General features: G+C 52.5%; 17 protein-coding genes. 13 read left to right on the top strand and 4 right to left on the bottom strand.

Annotated elements, in window-relative coordinates:
* The first annotated feature begins 313 nt into the window (after positions 1 to 313).
* Complete coding sequence (locus BST81_RS14385) at positions 314 to 1,303, top strand: putative PEP-binding protein (protein ID WP_075599206.1); 990 nt, start codon at positions 314 to 316, stop codon at positions 1,301 to 1,303.
* Between the two features lie 17 nt (positions 1,304 to 1,320).
* Here the strand turns inward: BST81_RS14385 and BST81_RS14380 are convergent, their stop codons facing one another.
* Complete coding sequence (locus BST81_RS14380; protein WP_075599205.1) at positions 1,321 to 5,184, bottom strand: response regulator; 3,864 nt, start codon at positions 5,182 to 5,184, stop codon at positions 1,321 to 1,323.
* A 302-nt stretch (positions 5,185 to 5,486) separates the two neighbouring features.
* On the opposite strand from BST81_RS14380, the gene BST81_RS14375 reads away from it, so the two are divergent.
* From BST81_RS14375 to BST81_RS14330, 10 genes are all read left to right on the top strand, one after another.
* Positions 5,487 to 5,702 (top strand): DUF2892 domain-containing protein, encoded by a 216-nt coding sequence (locus BST81_RS14375; RefSeq protein WP_075599204.1) that lies wholly within the window; start codon positions 5,487 to 5,489, stop codon positions 5,700 to 5,702.
* A 177-nt stretch (positions 5,703 to 5,879) separates the two neighbouring features.
* Positions 5,880 to 7,181: an FAD-dependent oxidoreductase gene (locus BST81_RS14370; protein WP_075599203.1), complete on the top strand. Its 1,302-nt coding sequence runs from the start codon at positions 5,880 to 5,882 to the stop codon at positions 7,179 to 7,181.
* Between the two features lie 124 nt (positions 7,182 to 7,305).
* Positions 7,306 to 7,764 (top strand): DNA-binding protein, encoded by a 459-nt coding sequence (locus BST81_RS14365; RefSeq protein WP_075599202.1) that lies wholly within the window; start codon positions 7,306 to 7,308, stop codon positions 7,762 to 7,764.
* An 8-nt stretch (positions 7,765 to 7,772) separates the two neighbouring features.
* Positions 7,773 to 8,057, top strand: a complete 285-nt coding sequence (locus BST81_RS14360; RefSeq protein ID WP_075599201.1) for a metalloregulator ArsR/SmtB family transcription factor — start codon at positions 7,773 to 7,775, stop codon at positions 8,055 to 8,057.
* Positions 8,058 to 8,225: 168 nt separating this feature from the next.
* Positions 8,226 to 8,774: a DUF3122 domain-containing protein gene (locus BST81_RS14355; RefSeq protein ID WP_075599200.1), complete on the top strand. Its 549-nt coding sequence runs from the start codon at positions 8,226 to 8,228 to the stop codon at positions 8,772 to 8,774.
* Positions 8,775 to 8,857: 83 nt separating this feature from the next.
* Positions 8,858 to 9,253, top strand: a complete 396-nt coding sequence (locus BST81_RS14350) for an SCP-2 sterol transfer family protein (RefSeq protein WP_075599199.1) — start codon at positions 8,858 to 8,860, stop codon at positions 9,251 to 9,253.
* Positions 9,253 to 9,597, top strand: a complete 345-nt coding sequence (locus tag BST81_RS14345) for a rhodanese-like domain-containing protein (RefSeq protein ID WP_075599198.1) — start codon at positions 9,253 to 9,255, stop codon at positions 9,595 to 9,597. Before BST81_RS14350 ends, BST81_RS14345 begins: the two co-directional genes overlap by 1 nt.
* 76 nt (positions 9,598 to 9,673) lie before the next feature.
* Entirely contained in the window at positions 9,674 to 10,966 is a 1,293-nt protein-coding gene (locus BST81_RS14340; RefSeq protein WP_075599197.1) for an efflux RND transporter periplasmic adaptor subunit, read from the top strand.
* An 8-nt stretch (positions 10,967 to 10,974) separates the two neighbouring features.
* Entirely contained in the window at positions 10,975 to 14,325 is a 3,351-nt protein-coding gene (locus BST81_RS14335; protein WP_075599196.1) for an efflux RND transporter permease subunit, read from the top strand.
* A 163-nt stretch (positions 14,326 to 14,488) separates the two neighbouring features.
* Entirely contained in the window at positions 14,489 to 15,676 is a 1,188-nt protein-coding gene (locus tag BST81_RS14330; RefSeq protein ID WP_075599195.1) for a class I SAM-dependent methyltransferase, read from the top strand.
* Positions 15,677 to 16,301: 625 nt separating this feature from the next.
* Here BST81_RS14330 and guaA read toward each other — a convergent pair.
* The gene (gene guaA, locus BST81_RS14325) at positions 16,302 to 17,849 is read right to left on the bottom strand and encodes a glutamine-hydrolyzing GMP synthase (protein ID WP_143780359.1); all 1,548 of its coding nucleotides are present in this window, start codon (positions 17,847 to 17,849) and stop codon (positions 16,302 to 16,304) included.
* A gap of 486 nt (positions 17,850 to 18,335) precedes the next feature.
* Here guaA and moaA point away from each other — a divergent pair, with 486 nt between their 5' ends.
* A complete protein-coding gene (moaA, locus tag BST81_RS14320; RefSeq protein ID WP_075599193.1) occupies positions 18,336 to 19,316 on the top strand; it encodes a GTP 3',8-cyclase MoaA in 981 nt (326 codons plus the stop codon).
* A 23-nt stretch (positions 19,317 to 19,339) separates the two neighbouring features.
* Here the strand turns inward: moaA and rpsD are convergent, their stop codons facing one another.
* Positions 19,340 to 19,948, bottom strand: a complete 609-nt coding sequence (gene rpsD / locus BST81_RS14315; RefSeq protein ID WP_075599192.1) for a 30S ribosomal protein S4 — start codon at positions 19,946 to 19,948, stop codon at positions 19,340 to 19,342.
* Between the two features lie 84 nt (positions 19,949 to 20,032).
* Between rpsD and yidD the strand changes: the two genes are divergently transcribed.
* Positions 20,033 to 20,278 (top strand): membrane protein insertion efficiency factor YidD, encoded by a 246-nt coding sequence (gene yidD, locus BST81_RS14310; protein WP_075599191.1) that lies wholly within the window; start codon positions 20,033 to 20,035, stop codon positions 20,276 to 20,278.
* A gap of 73 nt (positions 20,279 to 20,351) precedes the next feature.
* Here the strand turns inward: yidD and apcB are convergent, their stop codons facing one another.
* On the bottom strand, positions 20,352 to 20,858 hold the full coding sequence (apcB, locus tag BST81_RS14305; RefSeq protein WP_075599190.1) for an allophycocyanin subunit beta: 507 nt from the start codon (positions 20,856 to 20,858) through the stop codon (positions 20,352 to 20,354).
* Positions 20,859 to 21,069 lie beyond the last annotated feature (211 nt).

The following is a 21,069-nucleotide window of genomic DNA, read 5'->3' as shown; positions in this document are numbered from 1 at the left end:
GATTCCCCTCAAATTGGATACTGCTTGCTGGATCACAAGTTCTGATTGAGTTTTATCCAGTCCAACCCGATCGGCCATTCCGATCGCTGTTACTTAATTCATTAACAGAGGGGATATTGCCCCCATCGTCTGATCAGCCTTGCCTGTCAGAATCAGGTCTTGAATACCAAAGGCCAGAGTTTTGGTCTGGCTCAGATTGTTCTGCCTGACTTACCTCCCTATGGCTGGGGAGGCAAGTTTGGCCTGCAGGTTGAACGAGACAGCCTTCGAATCGAATCCCTCACTGCTCCTTGTCCATCGCTGGAGAACGCTTATGCTGACAACGGTAAAGAAAGAACGATCCACTCAACTCAGAGCACAGGATGGACAACAGGCTCAGGTGTTCCTGACTCTGGAGAATCCCTCTGAGGCGTTCAGTCTGGCTGGACTCCCCGTCGGTGGGGTGGGTCTGGTGCAGTTGGAGTTTATGCTGATGCACTCGATTCAAATCCATCCCCTGGCCCTGATCCATTTTGATCAGGTGCAGTCGTCCTCTGAGCGGGAGCGGATTGGTCGCTTAACTCGTCATTATGAGGATGGGCAGAAAGCTCAGTTTTTTGTCGATCGGCTGGCTCAGGGATTGGGAACGATCGCTGCCGCTTTTTATCCCAGGCCAGTGATTGTCCGGTTCTCTAATCTCACTAGTACTGAGTTTGCCCTGCTGCTGGGGGGAAGTCAGTTTGAGTTACAGGAAGAAAACCCCCAGATTGGCTGGCGCGGGGCCTCCCGCTATACCACCGATCGCTATCGGGCAGCCTTTGCGTTGGAATGTCAGGCATTGCGGCGCGTGCGGGATGGGATTGGCCTGACAAATATCATTCCTATGGTTCCCTTCTGTCGCACTCCTGCAGAAGGCCGTCGGGTGCTGGAGGAGATGGCCCAGCATGGTCTGGAGCAAGGTAAAAATGAACTGCAGGTTTACCTGATGGCAGAGTTGCCCAGTCATGTAATGCAGGCAGAGGCATTCTGTACCCTTTTTGATGGCCTGTCCGTCAACCTCGATTCCCTGACCCAACTGGCTCTGGGATTAGACCAAGCCTCAGAGCGACTGACAGAGCAAGGGGAAGGACAAAATGAGGTGATCGAACGGATGGTGCAGCACTTACTGGCAGCCACCCGAAAATACCACCGTCCTCTGGGGTTGTGTCGAGAGTCGCCAGGGTTTTCCCAGACTGGGAATCGGTGGTTAGGGCAACCCGGTGTTCCCTGGCTCAGCCTGCGTCCCGATGCCGCCGTTCAGAAGCTGGCGACGATCTTGGTATGACCGTGCTCTCTTCCTGTTCAGCCTTGCTGAGAGGTTGATTTGACCAGCGCGACGATCGCTTGAATTAACTGATCAGGCTCAACGGGCTTGGTCATATGGGCCTGGAATCCCATGGCCAGTGCCTGCTGCCGATTCATGTCCCCAGCATAGGCGGTCAGGGCGATCGCGGGAATTTGCCCACCCTGCTCCGGAGACAGAGACCGCACTTGTTGGAGGAGGGTATAGCCATCGATCTCTGGCATGCCAATATCACTCACCAAAATATCGGCTGGAAAGGATGTGAGAGTCGCCAGGGTTTCCTTGGCAGAGGCCACAGTCATCACTTCTGCCCCCGAACTGCTTAATAACACGGCGAGTAACTCACGGGCATCCGGTTCATCATCGATCACCAGAACTCGAACCCCAGTTAGAATGGGGGATGCTTTAGGCAACTGGGTCATTGGCTCTGGCTCTGGCACGGTACTCAGCAGGGGAAACCGAACTGTAAATGTAGCTCCCAACCCTTCCCCAGGGCTGTGGGCTGTAATGCTTCCTCCATGGGCTTCCACCAGATGCCGGACGATCGCCAATCCCAACCCTAACCCACCATATTTGCGGGTGGTTGAAACATCCTCTTGGCGAAAAGACTCAAAGATATAAGGGAGGAAGGCTGGATCGATGCCCTTGCCATTATCCCTCACCGTGATTTGGGCATAGGGGTGGGAAGTCTGGAAGAATGGGGCAATGGGCAGAGAAGAGCCTCTACCCCCTTTGCCAGTTTCTTCTGCCTTCAGCTCTACGGAATCTAAGCGAATCTCTATCCGTCCTCCCGCTGGTGTGAACTTGATAGCATTGGCTAGCAGGTTCCACAGAATTTGCTGCAGGCGAGTTGCATCCCCTGACACAGGCCCCATCTGGGGTAAAACGGCGTCAATCCGAATGGATTTGGCTACTGCTGCCGTTTTAACCGTATCAATCGCGGCTTCAATCACCGCAACCAAACTAACAGGAACCGCATTCAGATTCAGTTTGCCCCGCAGAATCTTGGCGACATCCAGCAAGTCATCAATGAGTTGAGTTTGTAAGCGGGCATTCCGCTCGATCGTAGCCAGTGCTTCAGCCGTTTTAGTAGCGTCAAACTTGCGGGTTTGCAGGAGCTTAGTCCAACCCAGAATGGGGTTGAGCGGCGATCTCAGTTCATGGGAGAGAATGGCCAGAAATTCATCCTTAATCTGGTTAGCCCGCTGTAATTGCTCGTTTTGCAACTGCAGGGATTGCATCAGTTGCGATCGTTCCAGAGCAACGGCAATCTGATCGCACAGGGATTGCATCAGCTCAGCTTCATCTGCAGTAAAGTGAGTGCGACTGCGGCTACCGAAGGATAGGGTGCCAAAGAGATGTCCCCCACTCGTCAAGGGTTGGACAGCGTAAGCTGTCACTCCCAGAGATTGCACCAGAGCAATTTTAGGATTGTCTGAGCGTTGCATATCCACAACCACGACCTGACGCTGTTGTTGGGTGGCAACGCCACAGATCGTCTCATCGTAGTTGAGCCATTCAAGCTTGCCGACGATCGACTCAGGAATACCTGCGTAGGAGGCTAATCGGAGCTGTTGCTGCTCTGGATCAATGAGATAGTTCAGGTAGATATCCAACGCTAGCTTATCTTTCAGATTGTGAAACAGTTGGGCAATCAGTTGCACGGGCTCCACGGTAGACAGCAGATCCCTTGTGGCCTGATAGAGCAGGCTCAGGCGCTCATTCTGCTCCTGGAGCAGCATTTCTGCCTGTTTGTGGTCATCAATATCTGTATTAGTGCCAAACCAGCGGACAATTTGGCCGTTCTCGTTGCGAATCGGGGTAGCCCGAGACAGGAACCATCGATAGGTACCATCTTGTCTCCGCAGAGGAAAGGTGTCTTCCCATAACTCCCCGGTGGCAAAGCAGTGGCGGACATGCTGAACCACCCGATCCACATGGTCAGGATGGTGCACTTTTTCCCATCCCCATCCCTGCATGACTTCCAGCGTGGTGCCGGTATACTCAAACCAGCGCTGGTTATACCAGAAGACCTCTCCGCTGGCATCTGCCATCCAGGCGAATTGGGACATATTATCGGCCAGGGTGCGAAACCGTTCTTCACTCTCCTTCAGGGTGAGTTCTGCCTGCTTACGATCGGTGATCTCTTCGCAAACTGTACTGATGCCAATAATCTGGTCGCCCTGTTTCAGGGGCAAGAAATGTTCCAACCAGGTGCGTTGTACACCCGGTTGGGCCGGAGTCTCTCCGGTAATTTCCACGTTTAATAAAGGTTCTCCGGTCTGCAGGATGGGCAGCAGCAATTGTTCTGTCTGATCAGCCAGATTGGGGAGAAGTTCTCGAATGGTCCGGCCAAGATGCTCTTGGACTGAAAAGCCATTGATTTCAGCCAGCTTCTCATTAATCCGCACGAAGCGTAGATTGAGATCGAGCACATTCAGACCGATCGGAGCTGATTGATAAATGGCCTCAATTTCGGCCAGTTGCTGCTGGGCGATCGCATTACTAGTCTGCAGAGCTGCATCGGTTCGTTTCCGATCACTGATATCGAGGGTGCTGCCGACAATTCGGATCGGTTGACCTGTTTCATCTTGGACCACAATGCTCCGGTCTTCTACCCAGATATAGTGACCATTTTTATGTCGGACCCGATAGGCACTGCAGAAAGGCTCAGTCGTGGATAGGTTGGCCTGGAAATGGGCCTGAATGGCCTGTAAGTCATCTGGATGAATGCGCTCAAGCCACCAGTCTGCTGTATCTTCGTCTTCCGTCAGGGTATATCCAAGTAACTGGAACAGACCCTGCGATCGTTCCACCATACCCGTTTTCAAGTCCCACTCGTAGATTGGGCCATTGATAGCAGATGCAGCCAATTGAAACCGCTCGTTAGCCCGCCGTAGGGCCATTTCAGCCTGCTGACGTTCTCTCAGTTCCTGCTGGGTTTGCTGATATAGCTCAGCCTGCCGGAGCGCAATCCCCACCTGATGCGACAGCTCTTTGAGTACATCAATCTCCATAGATTGCCATTGCCGGGAAGCGGCGCAATGGTGAGCAATCAGCAGCCCCCACAATTGCTGATCCTGCAAAATGGGGATGACCAGATTGGCCTGGACCTGCAACTTGGCTAACAGCTCGACATGGCAGGGGTCCATACTGCCATCATAAATATCCGATTTGCTCGTGACTAGTCCCTGCCGCAAGGGCGCAATGTAACCCTCATGCAGGCACGGATCGGAGTAGGTCGTAGACAAGAGAGGGGGCCAGTCTGCCCCCACCGATTCTGTCACCACGGTGCCCTGCCCTTCTGGTTGGAGGCGAAACAGGAGCACCCGATCGGTGCGGAGAAACTGTCGCACGCCAGTCACAACCGTTTGCAGAATAGTGTCCAGATCCAGAGATTGGTAAATTTGCTGGGTGATCTTGTTAATCAGCCGTTCTCGATCGAGGTTCTGTTGCAATTGGCTCTGGAGCCGAACTGCTTCAATGACTTTATCTGCAGCTAACTGCAAATTCTCCTGGCTAATCTGTCCTTTAACCCGATAATCCTGAGCCCCGGCTTTGATCGCCTGGACTGCGATCGCCTCATTTCCCTGTCCCGTCACGACAATCACAGGTAGGTAAGGTTGGTGAGTGAGGGATTGCAACTGGGCCAAAAATTCCAGGCCATCCAGATCAGGCAAACAGTAGTCCAACAGGATGAGGTCCGGCTGACCTTGCTGCCAGAGTTCCAGTCCCTGTTGTCCCAGAGATGCTTCCAGAAAGAGGTAAGTGCGATCGGGGTCGCCCATAAGACACCGCCGGTAGAGTTCCCGGTCTTCGGGGGAGTCATCGACAATGAGGACGATGCGTTGTGGCTGGCTCATTGGTTCCTTGCCTCCTGGAGCATCTACCTTAAAACTGCCATGTTGCAGGCCATAGAGACCAATCCATGAGTGAGATCGTTACGAGTAGGTCGTTGTAAGTACGTATCTATTGTGCCCATTCATAACAATAGCGTTCTAAATCATCCCAATGCTCCAACGATCGTTGCCCTGAGACGACGCAACTGCTGTTCAGGGGGAACATGTTTCACGGGCTATGTAAAAAAATATTTGAATAATTTTCAGCTATATAACCGTATAGTAGTATAATTACATCATTAAGCTATCGAGGGCAGGATGCTGGAATGGAGCCTCTGAGTCGTAAGGGATCGTGGACACAACATCAGTGGATTCGTCTGGTGGCAGGCAGCATGGTGCTCATCAGTTTAATGCTGGCGGTCATTGACCTGAGATGGCTGTTCCTGACTGCATTTGTCGGGCTCAATTTGTGGCAATCTGCATTTACGAACTGGTGCCCGTTAATTGCGGTGCTGCGCAAGCTGGGAGTCAGGGAGTCTTAAGGGATGTGGGGATTCAACCTCCCCATCCCTAATAAAGATCGGTCCTAGCCATTGATACCAATTTTGCTGAACGTATTGTAGGGGTTTGATGCCAGACTTTTGCAGGATCCGGACGGTGAAATTGGACCTATTGTTTACGCCTTCATCCTTAAAATTTCACGTTTAGGAATCGCAATTATGGCTCATATTGTGGTGATTGGTGCTGGCCTGGGAGGATTACCTGCAGCCTATGAACTGCGGCATATACTGCCACCTCAGCACCGAGTGACACTGATTTCCAACCAACCCAAATTTACTTTTGTGCCCTCCTTGCCCTGGGTGGGGTTGGGCTTACGATCGCTGGATCGAATTCAGTTAGATCTAGCTAAAATCGTTCCCCAGCATGGCATTGAGTTTATCCATGATGCGGTGATGGCCATTGACCCCAAGGCCCGTCAACTCTCCCTTTCAGGCCAAACGATCGACTATGACTATGTGGTGATCGCGACAGGGCCGGAATTAGCCCTGGATGCCGTACCCGGCCTGGGACCAGAGGGGGGGTACACCCAGTCCGTGTGCAATCCTCACCATGCCCTGCTAGCCGGTGATGCCTGGGAGAAGTTTTTGCGGGAACCGGGACCGATTGTGGTTGGGGCATCCCCAGCAGCCAGTTGTTTCGGACCAGCCTATGAGTTTGCCTTCCTGGCCCATCATGTGTTGCGCCAGAAAGGACTGCGCGATCGGGTGCCTATGACCTTTGTTACCGCCGAACCCTATGCAGGACATCTAGGGATTGGGGGCATGGCCAAGTCCCGCTGGCTGATTCGCAAATTCCTGGCCGATCGGGAAATTGAACTGATGGAAAACGCCGCCATTTCCCACTTTGAGCCAGAAACGGTCCATCTGGTGGACGGGAGAACCCTTCCCTTTAAGTACGCCATGGTGTTGCCCCCGTTTCGGGGACCCCGTTTTCTGCGAGAAGCCGTTGGTTTAACTGATCCAAAGGGATTTGTGCCAGTGTTACCGACCTATCGCCATCCCACTTTTGAGTCTGTCTATGCTGTAGGTGTGGTCACCCAACTCAAACCGGTCGAGCCCACCCCCATCCCGATCGGAGTGCCCAAGGTGGGTCAGATGACTGAGGAGATGGTCATCTCCGTGGCCCACAACATTGCCCTGGAACTGGGTGTTATTTCGGGACGACCCTTTAAGCCAACCCTGCAGGCAATTTGCTTTGCTGATTTTGGGGATACGGGAGCCCTGTTCCTGGCTGACCCCCTATTGCCAGATGCAGAGGGTAAACGCCATCGGGCCCTGACCATGAAGGGACCCTGGGTGTCCTGGATGAAGACTGGCTTCGAGAAATATTTCATGGACAAGATGCGGGTCGGTTGGACCATGCCCTGGTTTGAACGCTGGGCTTTGAATGCGATCGGCCTACCCCTGGTGGAATCCATTCCGATGGATGCCAGCCTGAATGTGAGTCACCCAATCCCTTGAAAAAAATGCTGAGGATCGAAAACTAAATATAAGTAGGGGTTTGGGGGCTTCGCCCCCAAGCAGGGGCAACGCCCCTGCACCCCAATTGTTCATCTTATTTAATTCGTGATCCTGAGGATGTGCCATGCAGAAGATCATTAAGCTTGCAGCAACACTTTCCATCATCAGTTTACTGTTCAGTCCTCTTGCATTAGCCCAATTAGGAAAAGGGGGAAGGGGCAGTGGCGGATGGGGTAGAAACAGTCAATATCAGCGGTTATACAACCTGAATACGGTCACAACTATCACAGGTAAGGTCATTGCAGTTGATAACCAGGTTTCCATGCGAGGGATGTCAACGGGGGTCCATGTGAAGGTGTCCACCGCCAATGGCAACATTCTGGTGCATTTGGGGCCAGCCTGGTATCTCGGTAATCAGGATGTTCAGATTGAACTGGGAGACCAGATCGAGGTGACGGGATCTCAGGTAACTCTGGCTGGAGTCCCCGTCATTATTGCCGCTAAGATTCGCAAGGGTGATCAAATTCTGACCCTGAGGGATCAAAATGGCTTCCCTGTATGGAGTGGTTGGAGGAAACAATAGCGAAGTTTATGGAGATTGCCCTGAATCAAAGTGAGCTGGAGCTACTGGCCAACCGCTTTAAGGCATTGGCCGACCCAACACGACTGCAAATTCTGGCAGCAATCTGCGACCAGGAGCGAAATGTCCAGGAGATTTGCGATCGCACCGGATTGCACCAGGGTAATGTCTCCAAGCATCTGAAATTGATGAAAGATGCTGGAGTGGTAGCCTGTCGTCGAGAGGGGGTTTGGCGCTATTACCGGGTGCTGGATACGGAGTTGTTGACACTTTGTAGTCGTTTTCATCAGGTGTAATGCCACCAAGAATCTGTCCCAATGAGAACCTAATTTAAGATTTTCGCAAACAATGTTTAAGTCTTTTTTGCGAAGTTTGAATCGGAATAGGGCAAGTATAAAGGATTAGCTATATGCAAATTTGATCCGTTAATTAGTGTTATATCGATGTCCGATTTGAGGAAAAGTATGGGTTGTAAGTTGCGAAAAATGTTGTCCTGGTTGTTGCTTTTAGGTGCGATCGTCCTGGGATTAGTCCTGGGATTGGGCATATTATCTCCGGCAAGGGCTACAGCAGCAATCCGGCAGTTGGAGGAAGCACCAAGGCAGCGGGTGTATCAATCCCGGCAAACCCTTAAAGATCAGCAGGGTCACAACTGGCAGGTGATTGCCTTCAATCGTATTCGTCCCAATGGCAGCACCAGTTTTGATATCCGCCTGGTGGGTTTTCCCGGTGTAGTTGAGATCGATCGGTCCCGGCCTCTGATGCTAACAAATTCCCTGGGGCAAACACTGAGGGCTGCTGATGCCTCCGGCAACCTCTTTACCGAAACAGCCCATCCTGAACCCTATGTGGGGCAGTACGATCTCCAGCCCTTGCTGTCTCAGGTGCAGACAGAAATCCCCTTGCAGATCATCCTGCCCACGATCGGGGGTGAGGCTGTGCGCTTATCCATCTCACCATTATTGATTCAGGAGTGGAAGGTTATTGCCAATTACGGCAATTCAGATGTTTAAGAGATTGCGGAATCGGGATAGAGGTTTTGTGGAGAGGCATTGCATGCGACGCCTGTGGAAATTGTAGTTTGGAGGAAAAAATAATGGCAGAATTATTTTCATCGGAATGGATGCAAGCTTTTGGGGAACAGTGGAATGCAGAGTCTGAACTGGCTGCAGCCCTGGCCAAAATTCATTTCAATTCCAACATTGGGTATGGATTTTTGGAGGATCCCAATCCTGTGGGTGTCCTGACCGTGGAAGATGGCCAGGTCGTGTCTGCAGGTGCTTACAGTGGACAGGAACTCAATTGGGATTTGCGGGCCGATCGGGAGCAATGGCAACAATGGATTAAAAACGGGCTGAATCTGATGGGCTTGGGGATGGCCTACATGAGCCGGAAGCTGCAATTCCGGGTGGGGGACTACACAGCCATGATCAAGGATCCTCGTATGGCTGGCCCCTTCATTAAGTCCTTCTCAGTCATGGGTCGGGTGTAATGATGAAATCAAAATCAACCACCAAAGGATTTGCCAATCCCATCCTGCTCACACCGGCTCAACTCAAATCCCGTCAGGAGCAACTGTTGATTGTGGATGTACGGGGTCGGCTGGAATACCTCATGGGCCATATTCCGGGAGCCCACTGTTTCAGCCGCGATCGCATTCTCCAAAATGTTGCTAAAGACCATCCGATCGCCCTCACCTGCCTATCCGGACACCGCAGTGCCATGGTGGCTCAATGGCTGGTAGCCCAGGGTTATCGTCAGGTCCATAACTTGCAAGGCGGGTTGCTGGCCTGGCAAAGCACAGGGTATTCCATTCAACGCGGCCTGAACCCCTAAATTTGCCCTACAGGCATGATCCACAGTACATCCAGGCGTTGCCGACAACGCCGCCAAAATATTTGGATTGATCTATATGTCTCATACCACCACAGACGGTTCGCCAGATGATTCTCTGGAACATAAACCCTCTCCCCTACCTGGGCTCTCGCCTAAGAAGTGGGGGTTTCTCCTGGGAGGGGTCCTGATTCTGGCAGTAGGAACCTGGGGCGTCATGCACCTGACTCGTCCAACAGATTCGCAGGAAATGGGTTCATCCCCTGCGATCGGGGTCAAAATCCTGACTGTTCGTTCCCAGTCCACAGCCAATGTGCTGGAGCTATCAGGGACCATTCGGCCCCTGGAACAGGCTCTCCTATCGACTCGGGTGATGGGACGGATCACCCAGTTATCCCTAGAAGCGGGCGATCGCTTCCGTAAGGGGGACGTACTGGCTCAGGTGGATGTGATGGATATTACGGCCCAGACCAGCCAAGCCCAATCTGTGGTGGCCCAGGCCCAGGCAGAACTGGCTCGCTCCCAGGCCACCCTGAACCAGTTACAGGCCCAGCGGGTGGAAGCTCAGGCTGCCCAGCGATTGGCCCAGGTGACCCAAAGTCGAATGGCTCAACTCCGCCGGGAGGGGGCCGTTTCCCAATCTCAACTGGACGAGGCCAATACCCGTCTAGAAGAAGCCAGGGCGAGAGTAGCCCAGATTGATGCTGGAGCTCAGCAGGCCAGGGCAGCGATCGACCAGTCCCAGGCCGCTGTCGGGCAGGCGGAATCAAGTGTGGCTGCCTCCTCAGTTAACGAAAGCTATGGCACCGTGATTGCCCCCTTTGATGGGGTCGTGGTACAGAAGCTGGCCTATGAGGGGGAGATGGCCGCTCCTGGAACGGCCTTGCTGAAAGTCGAAAACCCGAATCGCCTGCAACTAGAAATTTCCGTGCCGGAAGAGAATCTGCGGTTTGTGCGGGTGGGGCAGGCGGTGCAGGTGCAGGTCGATGCTGTGAATCAATCCTTCAAGGCGTTAATTCAGCAAATCGTGCCTGCAGCAGACCCCAATTCGCGCAGTTTCCTGGTCAAAATCCCCCTGTCTGGATCGGGTCGGCTGATATCCGGGATGTTTGGCCGCATTGCCCTGCCCAGAGGGCAGCAAAAAAATATCGTCATCCCAGCTACAGCCCTGATTCAACGGGGACAATTGCAGGGCGTGTATGTGGTCGAAACCAATGCGGAAAAGCCAGTTGCGGTACTGCGCTGGGTGAAAACAGGTAAAAGTCAGGCGGGCCAGATTCAGATTGTTTCTGGTCTGACAGAGGGCGATCGCATCATCACCAGCAATCTCCCGCAACTGAGCGATGGGCAAGCGATCGCCATTCGGGAGTAGGAGACCTTATGCAGAATCAACCCAACGGGCATCCACATCAACCCTCAAAACCTTATCAGTTTGGCTTTGTCGGCCATCTGGCGAAGCAGTTTATTGATTCCAAATTAACACCCCTGATTATTCTGGTGGCCCTCTTACTGGGCATTGGGGCGACGTTGCTGCTGCCTAGGGAGGAGGAACCCCAGATCACCGTGCCCATGGCGGATGTGTTTGTCCAAATGCCAGGGGCCTCGGCTAAGGATGTGGAGCAACGGGTGACCGTGCCCATGGAGAAGTTGATTAAGGAACTTCCCGGGGTGGAATATGTATACTCGACCTCCCGATCGGGATCTGCCCTCGTGATTGTCCGGTTCTACGTGGGGCAAAATACCGAAGACTCAATTGTTCAGCTCTATAACAAGCTCTACGCTAACTTCGACAAAATTCCGCCGGGGGTGTCCCAACCCCTGATTAAGTCGAGAGCGATCGACGATGTGCCGATTTTGACCCTCACCCTCTGGGGCGAACAGAGCACGGGGGCTGAATTGAGAACGATCGCAGCCCAGCTAGACGAACAGATTAAACAGGTCCCCGATGTCTCGGAAACCACCATCATTGGAGGGCAAAAGCGACAATTGCGGGTAGAACTGGACCCCACCCGACTCAATGCCTTTGGGCTGACGCCTCTGGAAATTACCCAGGCGCTGCAGGTGCAAAATGCTGAACTGGCTAGTGGGGCCTTGAATCAGAATAATCAATCCTTGCTGGTCAGAACCCAGAGCTTTATTCGATCGGCGGAGGATGCCAAAGGATTGGTGGTTGCGGTTGCCAACAATCAACCCGTTTACCTGCGGGATGTGGCTATGGTCATGGATGGTGCTGAGGAACCGGTCAGCTATGTATTTTTTGGTCAGCCAACCGCAGCAGCCCATCCGGGCCAGAAAGAGGCCCATCGAGCAACCTCTACCCGGGGGGAAACAGATGCAGTGACGATCGCGATCGCCAAACGGCCTGGTGCCAATGCGATTCAGGTCTCCCATCGGGTGCTGCACAAACTGCACCAGATTGAGCGCAACTATATCCCCAAAAACGTTCACCTCACGGTCACTCGCGACTATGGGGAAACCGCTGCCGAGCGCTCCAATGAACTGCTGTTCCATATGCTGATTGCGGTGGGGTCCGTCACCGTGTTGATGTGGTTTGCTCTGGGTAAGAAAGAAGCCTGGGTGGTGGCAGTTTCCATTCCCGTTACCCTGGCCCTAACCCTGGCCAGCTTTGTCTTCTATGGCTTTACCCTAAACCGGGTCACCTTTTTCGCGTTGATTTTCTCCATTGGAATTCTGGTGGATGACGCGATCGTAGTGGTGGAAAATGTGGGCCGCCATCTCCAGATGCCGGAAAACAAGGCTCGGCTGCAATTCTCTGGCAATCGTCGCCGCACCCTGCAGCAGATTGTGCTGGAAGCCGTGGATGAGGTCGGTAATCCGACGATTCTGGCAACTCTAGCAGTGATTGCAGCCATTTTACCCATGGCCTTTGTGGGCGGCCTGATGGGGCCTTACATGCGTCCCATTCCCCTGGGGGCCTCCGCTGCCATGATCTTTTCGGCACTGGTAGCCTTTATTGTGGTTCCCTGGACTACCGTGCGGGTTTTTAGTGGGGCGAACCATGCCCATCAGGACCATGGAGAAGATGCCCTCAGTCGCCTTTATCGCCGCTTCATGTATCCCCTCGTGCACTATTCCCATCGGGGGACGACCTTTTTGGTGACAACAGCTCTGGTGCTGGTGGTGATCATGGTCGGGTTAGCCGGGTTTCGACTGGTGATCCTCAAGATGCTGCCGTTCGACAATAAGAGCGAGTTACAGGTAGTGATCAATTTGCCAGAGGGGACGACTCTGGAGCAAACGGCTCGTGTGACGAGGGAAATGGGGCAATATCTAGCAACGGTGCCGGAGGTGATCCACTATCAGAGCTATGTGGGGACTGCCTCTCCCTACAATTTCAATGGTCTGGTGCGCCATTACTTCCTGCGATCTGGCCCCAATGTGGCTGATATTCAGGTAAACTTTCGGCCTAAAGGGGAGCGCAACCGTCAGAGCCATGACATTGCCAAGGCCATTCGGCCCCACTTGAAGGAAATTGCCGATCGCTACAGCGCCCGAATGCAGGTGGCGGAAATTCCCCCTGGTCCCCCGGTGTTGCAAACCCTGGTCACGGAAATCTATGGCCCTGACTATGAGGGGCAGATTGAACTAGCCCGCGAGTTACGCCAGATTTACCAAAATACGCCCGGGGTGGTAGATGTGGACTGGTATGTGGAAGCACCCCAGACTGACTATCATCTGGTCATCGATCGGGAAAAGGCAGCCCTGAATGGTATTAGTCCAGCCCAAATTGCCCAGGTATTGCAGATGGCCCTCTCTGGTCAGAATGTGGGGTTGCTCCATGATGAAAATGCCAGAGAGGACATTGCCATTAACCTGCGGTTCAGTCAGGCCAGTCGCACCAGTCTGGAAGATTTGAAATCGCTGAAACTGAAAGGCAATACGGGCAATCTCGTGCCGTTGAGTACTCTGCTCAAAACAGAAGCGGCCACAGCTGACACTAGCATTTATCACAAAAACCTGCAGCCTGTCGTTTATGTGCTAGGGGATGTCTCTGGTCGGGTGGAAAGTGCAGTCTACGCCATGCTGAATTTGCAGCCCCAGATTGACAAACTTTTGCCAGCAACGGGGACGAAAATTCAGACCTACCTGACCGAACAACCCACCACCACGGAAACCTATGCCATCAAGTGGGATGGGGAATGGCAGGTCACCTATGAAGTGTTCCGGGATCTGGGGATTGCCTTTGCAGTAGTGCTGGTCCTGATCTACGCCCTAGTGGTGGGTTGGTTCCAGTCTTTCGTCACGCCCCTGGTGATTATGGCGGCCATTCCCTTTTCCCTGGTGGGCATTATGCCAGCCCACTGGCTGATGGGGTCGTTCTTCACAGCCACCTCGATGATTGGCTTCATCGCTGGAGCGGGGATTGTGGTTCGCAACTCGATTATTCTGGTGGACTTCATCGAACTGCGCTTGAAGGAAGGCATGTCACTGGAGGAGGCGGTGATCGACGCTGGTGCGGTGCGGTTCCGTCCCATGCTCCTGACCGCAGCGGCGGTGGTGGTTGGTTCCGCCATCATCCTGGCTGACCCGATCTTCCAGGGGCTGGCCATCTCCCTGATGGCCGGGGAGGTGGCGTCCTTGCTACTGTCCCGATCGGCGGTGCCGATTCTCTATTACAAGATCTGGCGCAATCGGAAAGGTCGGTCTACAGATCAGACCGCAGCGATCGCCCCCGCTACTGAACCTGAACTGCTGCACCATGGGGAATAGGGAGATTTCCCAGCCAGACTCTCCTTTTAATCCCCTCATCCCCGCTTGGGAGAGGGTGGGTTCGGATAGCCCGTAGCGCCGGGGCGCGTCCAGGAGCAGGAGTGGAGGCGTTATAATACCCTGGGCCAGGAGAAGTCAGGTTAACCTATTTCGAATTGACATCATGTCCCAGGTCACAGACGATAACCCCCTGCTCCGACATCTGATTGCCCAGCACATTCTGAACCAGCCCCAACAGCGGATTTCCTTTGCCGAGTATATGGATCTGGTCCTGTACCATCCTAAAGCGGGATATTACAGCACCCAGGCCCTTCACATTGGAGCAGGTGGGGACTTCTACACCTCTCCCCATTTAGGGTCAGATTTTGGAGAACTGCTGGCAGAACAACTGGTGCAGATGTGGCAGATTCTGGGGCTTCCAGTTCCCTTCACCCTGGTGGAGATGGGAGGAGGGCAGGGCATCCTGGCTGGGGATGTGCTCCGGGCCATTCACGATCGTCGTCCGGATTGTTTTCAAGCCCTTCAGTACATCATCGTTGAGAAGTCTCCTCTGCTCAGAGCAGCCCAGGAAAAGCAGCTCAGCCTATGGTCGGAGCTCCGCTGGCAAACCCTGGCAGAGATTCCCTCAGATTCGATTACAGGTTGCTTCTTCTCGAATGAACTGGTGGATGCCTTTCCTGTGCATCGCGTCACAATCGAGGATGGGGATCTGCGGGAACTGTATGTCACAGCCCATGAGGGAGACGCTGGCCCCGAATTTGCGGATGGGGTGGGAGAACTCTCGACGAGCCAACTGGTAGACTACTTTTCCCTGGTAGGGATTGATCTGTTGTCAGGCTCCTATGCCGATGGGTATCGATCTGAGGTAAATTTGACCGCCCTGGATTGGTTAGCAGCAGTAGCAGACCGGCTCCATCGGGGGTATGTATTGACCATTGATTATGGTTATCCAGCCAGTCGCTATTACAGCCTCACTCGCCGGGAGGGGACTTTGCAATGCTACTATCGCCACACCCATCACTCTGACCCCTATATCCATGTAGGCTGGCAAGATTTAACCGCCCATGTGGATTTTACAGCCCTGGAACGCTGGGGAGAGCAAAAGGGGTTGCAAACGATCGGCTTTACTCGGCAAGGACTGTTTTTGATGGCCCTGGGGATGGGGGAACGGATGGCTGCGCTGACCCGTGGTACCGATCAGCCCCTCGCGGAACGATTGCGTCGGCGAGAGGCATTACATGGACTGATTAATCCGATGGGGCTGGGGAATTTTGGCGTTTTGGTTCAGGCTAAAAATCTGACTCCAGAAGAGAGAGACAGTCCCCTGCAAGGATTATACCAACCCGAATAAACAATCGGGCTATCAGACTTCACAACCGACAAAGTTTTCCACAGATGCAGGCAGTTTTCCACAGATTTCGGGCAGTTTTCCACAAATCTGTAGCAAAATTCCAGTTTTAAACTTTCTGGAAGCTCAAAACCAAATCCGGAAGTAAATTGTTCTAAAGTGTGAACAATCCTCAGAAGATGCTTGCTGAAAGCAATTTTCAGGAAAAGGAGACTGAATCAGAAATACCGTGGCGACTAAATAGCCTATTGCCAGTCACCCGGACAGAATTCTGACTCAAACATCATCGACACCCAACATTGTGGGTTCGAACATTGTGAGTTCGAACATTGTGGGTTCGAACATTGTGGGTTCGAACATTGTGGACCTGAACACCGTGGACCTGAACACCATGACAGGCTAGTTAAACCCTCAAAACAGCAAGTGAAAAATCAGGACAGATAATCAGGAATCTAGCCAAGGATTTTCCATTAAAGGGATTTTCCATTAAAGGGATTTTCCATTAAAGGGATTTTCCATTAAAGGGATTTTCCATTAAAGGGATTTTCCATTAAAGGGATTTTCCATTAAAGGGATTTTCCATCAGGGAATGTAGATGCAGATGGTTCTCTGCCCAGCCGAATTCACCCTACTCCCATTCGATCGTGCCAGGTGGTTTAGAAGTTATATCATAAACTACGCGATTTACACCCGGAACTTCATTCACAATTCGATTGGAAATTAACTCTAGCAGATCATAGGGCACTCGGGACCAATCTGCCGTCATCCCATCTTCGCTGGAGACAAATCGGAGCACGATCGGATAGGCATAGGTGCGCTGATCCCCCATCACCCCCACACTCCGAATTGGCAAGAGCACGGCAAAAGCCTGCCAGAAGTCGTGGTAGATATCCTGTCGGTTGATTTCCTGCCGGACAATAAAGTCTGCTTCGCGCAGTATCTCCAGGCGCTCAGAGGTCACTTCACCCAAAATGCGAATGGCCAGACCAGGACCAGGAAAGGGATGGCGGTTGACGATCTCCTCAGGTAGGCCCAGAGATCGGCCCACTCTCCGCACTTCATCCTTAAACAGCTTGCGCAGGGGTTCAACCAGCTTAAAGCGCAGGTCTTTGGGTAAGCCTCCCACATTGTGGTGGCTCTTAATCTTAACGGCTACCCGTTCCCCAGTCTGGGGATCGACATTGGTGTCGGCTGACTCAATCACATCGGGGTAAAGGGTGCCCTGGGCCAGATAATCGAAGGGACCGAGACGTCGGGATTCTTCCTCGAAAACCCGAATAAATTCGTGCCCAATTCGCTTCCGTTTTTCTTCAGGATCAGTGACCCCATCCAGAGAAGCCAGGAAACGCTCACTGGCGTTGACGTACTCAACCGAAATATGAAATTGTTCCTGGAATAGCTTCAGGAGACGCTCCGGCTCCAGCTTGCGCATGAAGCCCTGATCAATGAACATGCAGGTCAATTGATCCCCAATCGCCTGATGCAGTAAAAACGCCAGGGTAGAAGAGTCAACCCCTCCAGACAGAGCCAGCAGGACGCGCTTGCTTCCCACCTGACCGCGAATCTCTCGGATTGATTCTTCCACAAAGGTTGCCGTGGTCCAAGTGGGCTGACAGCCACAAATGTGATAAACAAAATTGCGAATCAGAGCAATGCCGCCCACCGAATGGACAACTTCCGGATGGAATTGAACCCCGTAGAGCTTCTTCTGGTGATGCGCGATCGCGGCACAGGGGGTGTTCCCAGTATGAGCCAGCAGGCCAAAGCCGTTCGGCAGACGGGTGACCGAATCCCCATGGCTCATCCACATGGTGGTACCATCTTCGACGTTAGTGAGTAAATCCGTCGGGTCATCGATCAGCAGCGAGGCTTTCCCGTATTCGCCTCGATCGGCTTTTTCGACCTCCCCCCCTTGCTGCTGCACCATCAGTTGCATGCCATAGCAGACCCCCAAAATCGGAATTCCCAGATCCCAGATTTCCGGGTCACACTTGGGCGCTGAAGCGTCATAAACAGAGCTGGGGCCACCCGAAAGAATAATCCCTCTGGGGTTGAGCTGCCGCAACTGTTCAATAGTGGTTCGGTAGGAGAGGACTTCCGAGTAAACCTGGGTTTCTCGAATTCGACGGGCAATCAGTTCAGAATACTGGGAGCCAAAATCCAGGATGACAATCATCTGGCGATTTAACGCACTCAGATATTCAATTTGAGGGAGGTGTTCGGTTTGAAGAGTCACTACTGGATACCAACTTATGTAGAAGAATCAACAAGCGCAAATTGCCACTTATTTAAGTATAAGAAGCTACATGCAAAATTGCGTTAATAATATTTTGGATACATTATCGATCTGTTTCAGTTAGAGTAGCAAATTTGAGAGATTGTCGTTAGTAGATTGCTAGGCGTAATTCCATAAAAAATGATGCTGGGGGTGGAGGGGGTGAAACCCCCTTCCTGGTGAGATCGCAGCCCCCATAATCTTTCTGACAATTGATGAAGCCTCCCAGTTGATTCATTGAGTCATGAGCCCCTTGATCAGGGCAGAAATTAACCCAGTAATTAAGGGTCATCTGGCTTGCAAGATAGCTAAATCTTTGCTGAGTCATTGATTAAAACTGATACCTGGGTCAGTTCTAAAGCCAGAAGATGCTTCACAATAGGAAGCATGAATCAGGTGGATTATCTTCGCATTAGCCTTATCGATCGTTGCAATTTTCGCTGCCAGTACTGTATGCCAGAGGGCTCAGAACTGAGCTATGTCCTACAGCAGGACTGGCTGACCCACGATGAATTGCTGACCCTTTTGAGAGAGGTGTTCATCCCAGTTGGCTTTACTCGTTTCCGCCTGACGGGGGGAGAACCTCTCCTGCGCCCCGGCATTGTCAAACTGGTAGAGGCCATTGCCCATTTGCCCGAAACTCGCGATCTGGCCCTGACGACCAACGCTTATCTGCTGGCTCATTTGGCTCAAGATTTATATGATTCAGGCTTGCGACGGATCAATATCAGCCTGGATTCCCTCAATCCTCAAACTTTCGAGCAGATTGTAGGCGGGCGGATGCGCTGGCAAAAGGTATGGGAAGGGATTCAGGCGGCTCACCGGGTTGGATTTAGCCCTCTGAAGTTAAATGTGGTGGTGATTCCTGGGGTGAATGACCATGAGGTTCTGGACCTAGCTGCCCTCACCCTCGATCGAGCGTGGCATGTCCGGTTCATTGAGTTTATGCCGATCGGCAACGCCAGCCTGTTTGCCAACGAGGGCTGGATTCCGTCAGAGGACTTGCGTCAGCGCATTCGCGATCGCTGGGGGTTAACAGACTCTACTGTGCTGGGAAATGGCCCAGCAGATGTCTTTCAGATTCCCAAAGCCCAGGGCACCCTGGGCTTTATCAGCCAGATGTCTGAATGTTTTTGCGATCGCTGTAATCGGATGCGTCTTTCTGCCGATGGTTGGCTGCGCCCCTGTCTGCTGAACGAAACAGGCCAGATCGATCTCCGCACAGCTCTGCGATCGGGGATCTCTACTCAAACACTCCAAAACCAGGTAAGCAAGTTACTCGAACTGAAGCCAGAGATTAACTTTAAAGCAAGAGAATCTGGAACATCTGGGGGATATACCCGCACCATGTCCCAGATTGGGGGCTAGATAGCCCAACAGATTGCGGGAACCTATGCCTGTCTGGAGTAGTATTCCACCACAAGCAGTTCATTGACCTGAAGGGCGACCCACTCCCGCTCAATAGTCCCATTAACCTTACCCACCAGCTTCTCTTTGTCAAATTCCAAGTGGCTGGGGATATGGGCTAGACCAGGAAATTGGAGATTCTGCTCAACCATTTTGCGGGATCGATCGGAACTCTGAATCGCGATCACATCCCCAGCTTTACAGTGGAAGCTGGCGATGTTAACGGATTTACCGTTAACCGTGACGTGGCCATGGTTGACAAGTTGGCGAGCAGCCGGAATAGTGGGGGCCATGCCCAGGCGAAACACCGTATTGTCGAGGCGCATTTCCAGCAATTGCAGCAGAACCTGACCGGTGGAACCACTGGCCCGTCTCGCTTTTCGAACGTAGCGAAGCAATTGCCTTTCGGTCAGGCCGTAATTGAACCGGAGCTTCTGTTTCTCCTCCAGACGGATGGCATATTCGGACTTTTTCTTCCGATCCTGACCATGTTGGCCGGGTGGATAGGCCCGTCTGGCAGACTTACGGGTCAAACCTGGCAAATCCCCAAGGCGACGTACAATTCTGAGGCGCGGACCTCGATAGCGGGACATGGACTAACCTCTGATACTCTGTATAACTCTTCGCAGACCTCCTAGTATACAGTGAGTTGAAGAAGGTTTGACAAGAAATTTTTCATGAAAAGTCTGCTGATCTGGATGATTCGAGGGTACCAAGTTGGAATCTCTCCCCTTTTTCTCCCGGCCTGCCGCTATCAACCCACCTGCTCCTGCTATGCCCTGGAAGCGATCGAGCGGTTTGGCCCCTGGCGTGGAGGGTGGTTGGCGCTGCGACGAATTCTAAGATGTCATCCGTTCCATCCAGGGGGATACGATCCGGTGCCGCTGGAATGGCCCAGTCATCAACACAGTTCCGAAGAATAGAAGTGGGCCTCAAAAGTAAGAGGGAGGTACCCTTACCTCCCCCCAAAAATCTATCCAGAGTAGCAACTTAAGGCTAGATATCCTTTTCACTCAATTCACGGGTCATGTAGTCAAAAGGCTGGTCCACAATAGCATTGTCTACACCTGCTGCTGCAGCCTGCTCTTTGATCAGGTCTTTCATGATCTGAATTCCACGCACCGTGGGGCTAATGGGTACCCCCAGGGAGTTGTAGGTTTCCCGTAAACCTTCCAGAACTCGCTCATCCAGAACGTCTGTATCTCCGGCAACCAGGGAATAGCTGGCATAGCGGAGATAATAGTCCATATCTCTTAAGCAGGCGGCATAGCGGCGAGTTGTGTAGGCATTCCCACCGGGCCGAATGAGTTCAGGGAGCTCTTCAAAAAGTTTTAATCCAGCCTGTTTAACGATTGTGGCGGCATTGGCATTAATAAGGGCAGCCACCTGGACCCGTGCTGTACCTGATGCGAAGTAAGACTTCAGAGAATCCATCGCATCCCGATCTAAATACCGACCTGTAAGGTCATAGTTCTTAATCAGGCTCGTCACTGCGTCCCGCATGAAACAGTTCTCCCCAGGTTTTCTATACGTGATTACTTAATGATTGATTCAGCGATTAGTCTACCATGGTGGGATCAGCCACATTGAGCCTAAATTTGGCTTCCCTGGCTCCTTTAGTGTTAAATTTTGTATCCAGAGTAGGGGCCTAAAGGGGCTAGGAAGGTTTCAAATTCAGGCAAGCAGCACCCTTTACGCCAAGACAACTGATTTT

The sequence above is a fragment of the Leptolyngbya sp. 'hensonii' genome (assembly GCF_001939115.1).
Taxonomy (GTDB): Bacteria; Cyanobacteriota; Cyanobacteriia.
Note: the sequence above shows the minus strand (reverse complement) of the source record. Positions and strands in the feature narration are given on the sequence as shown.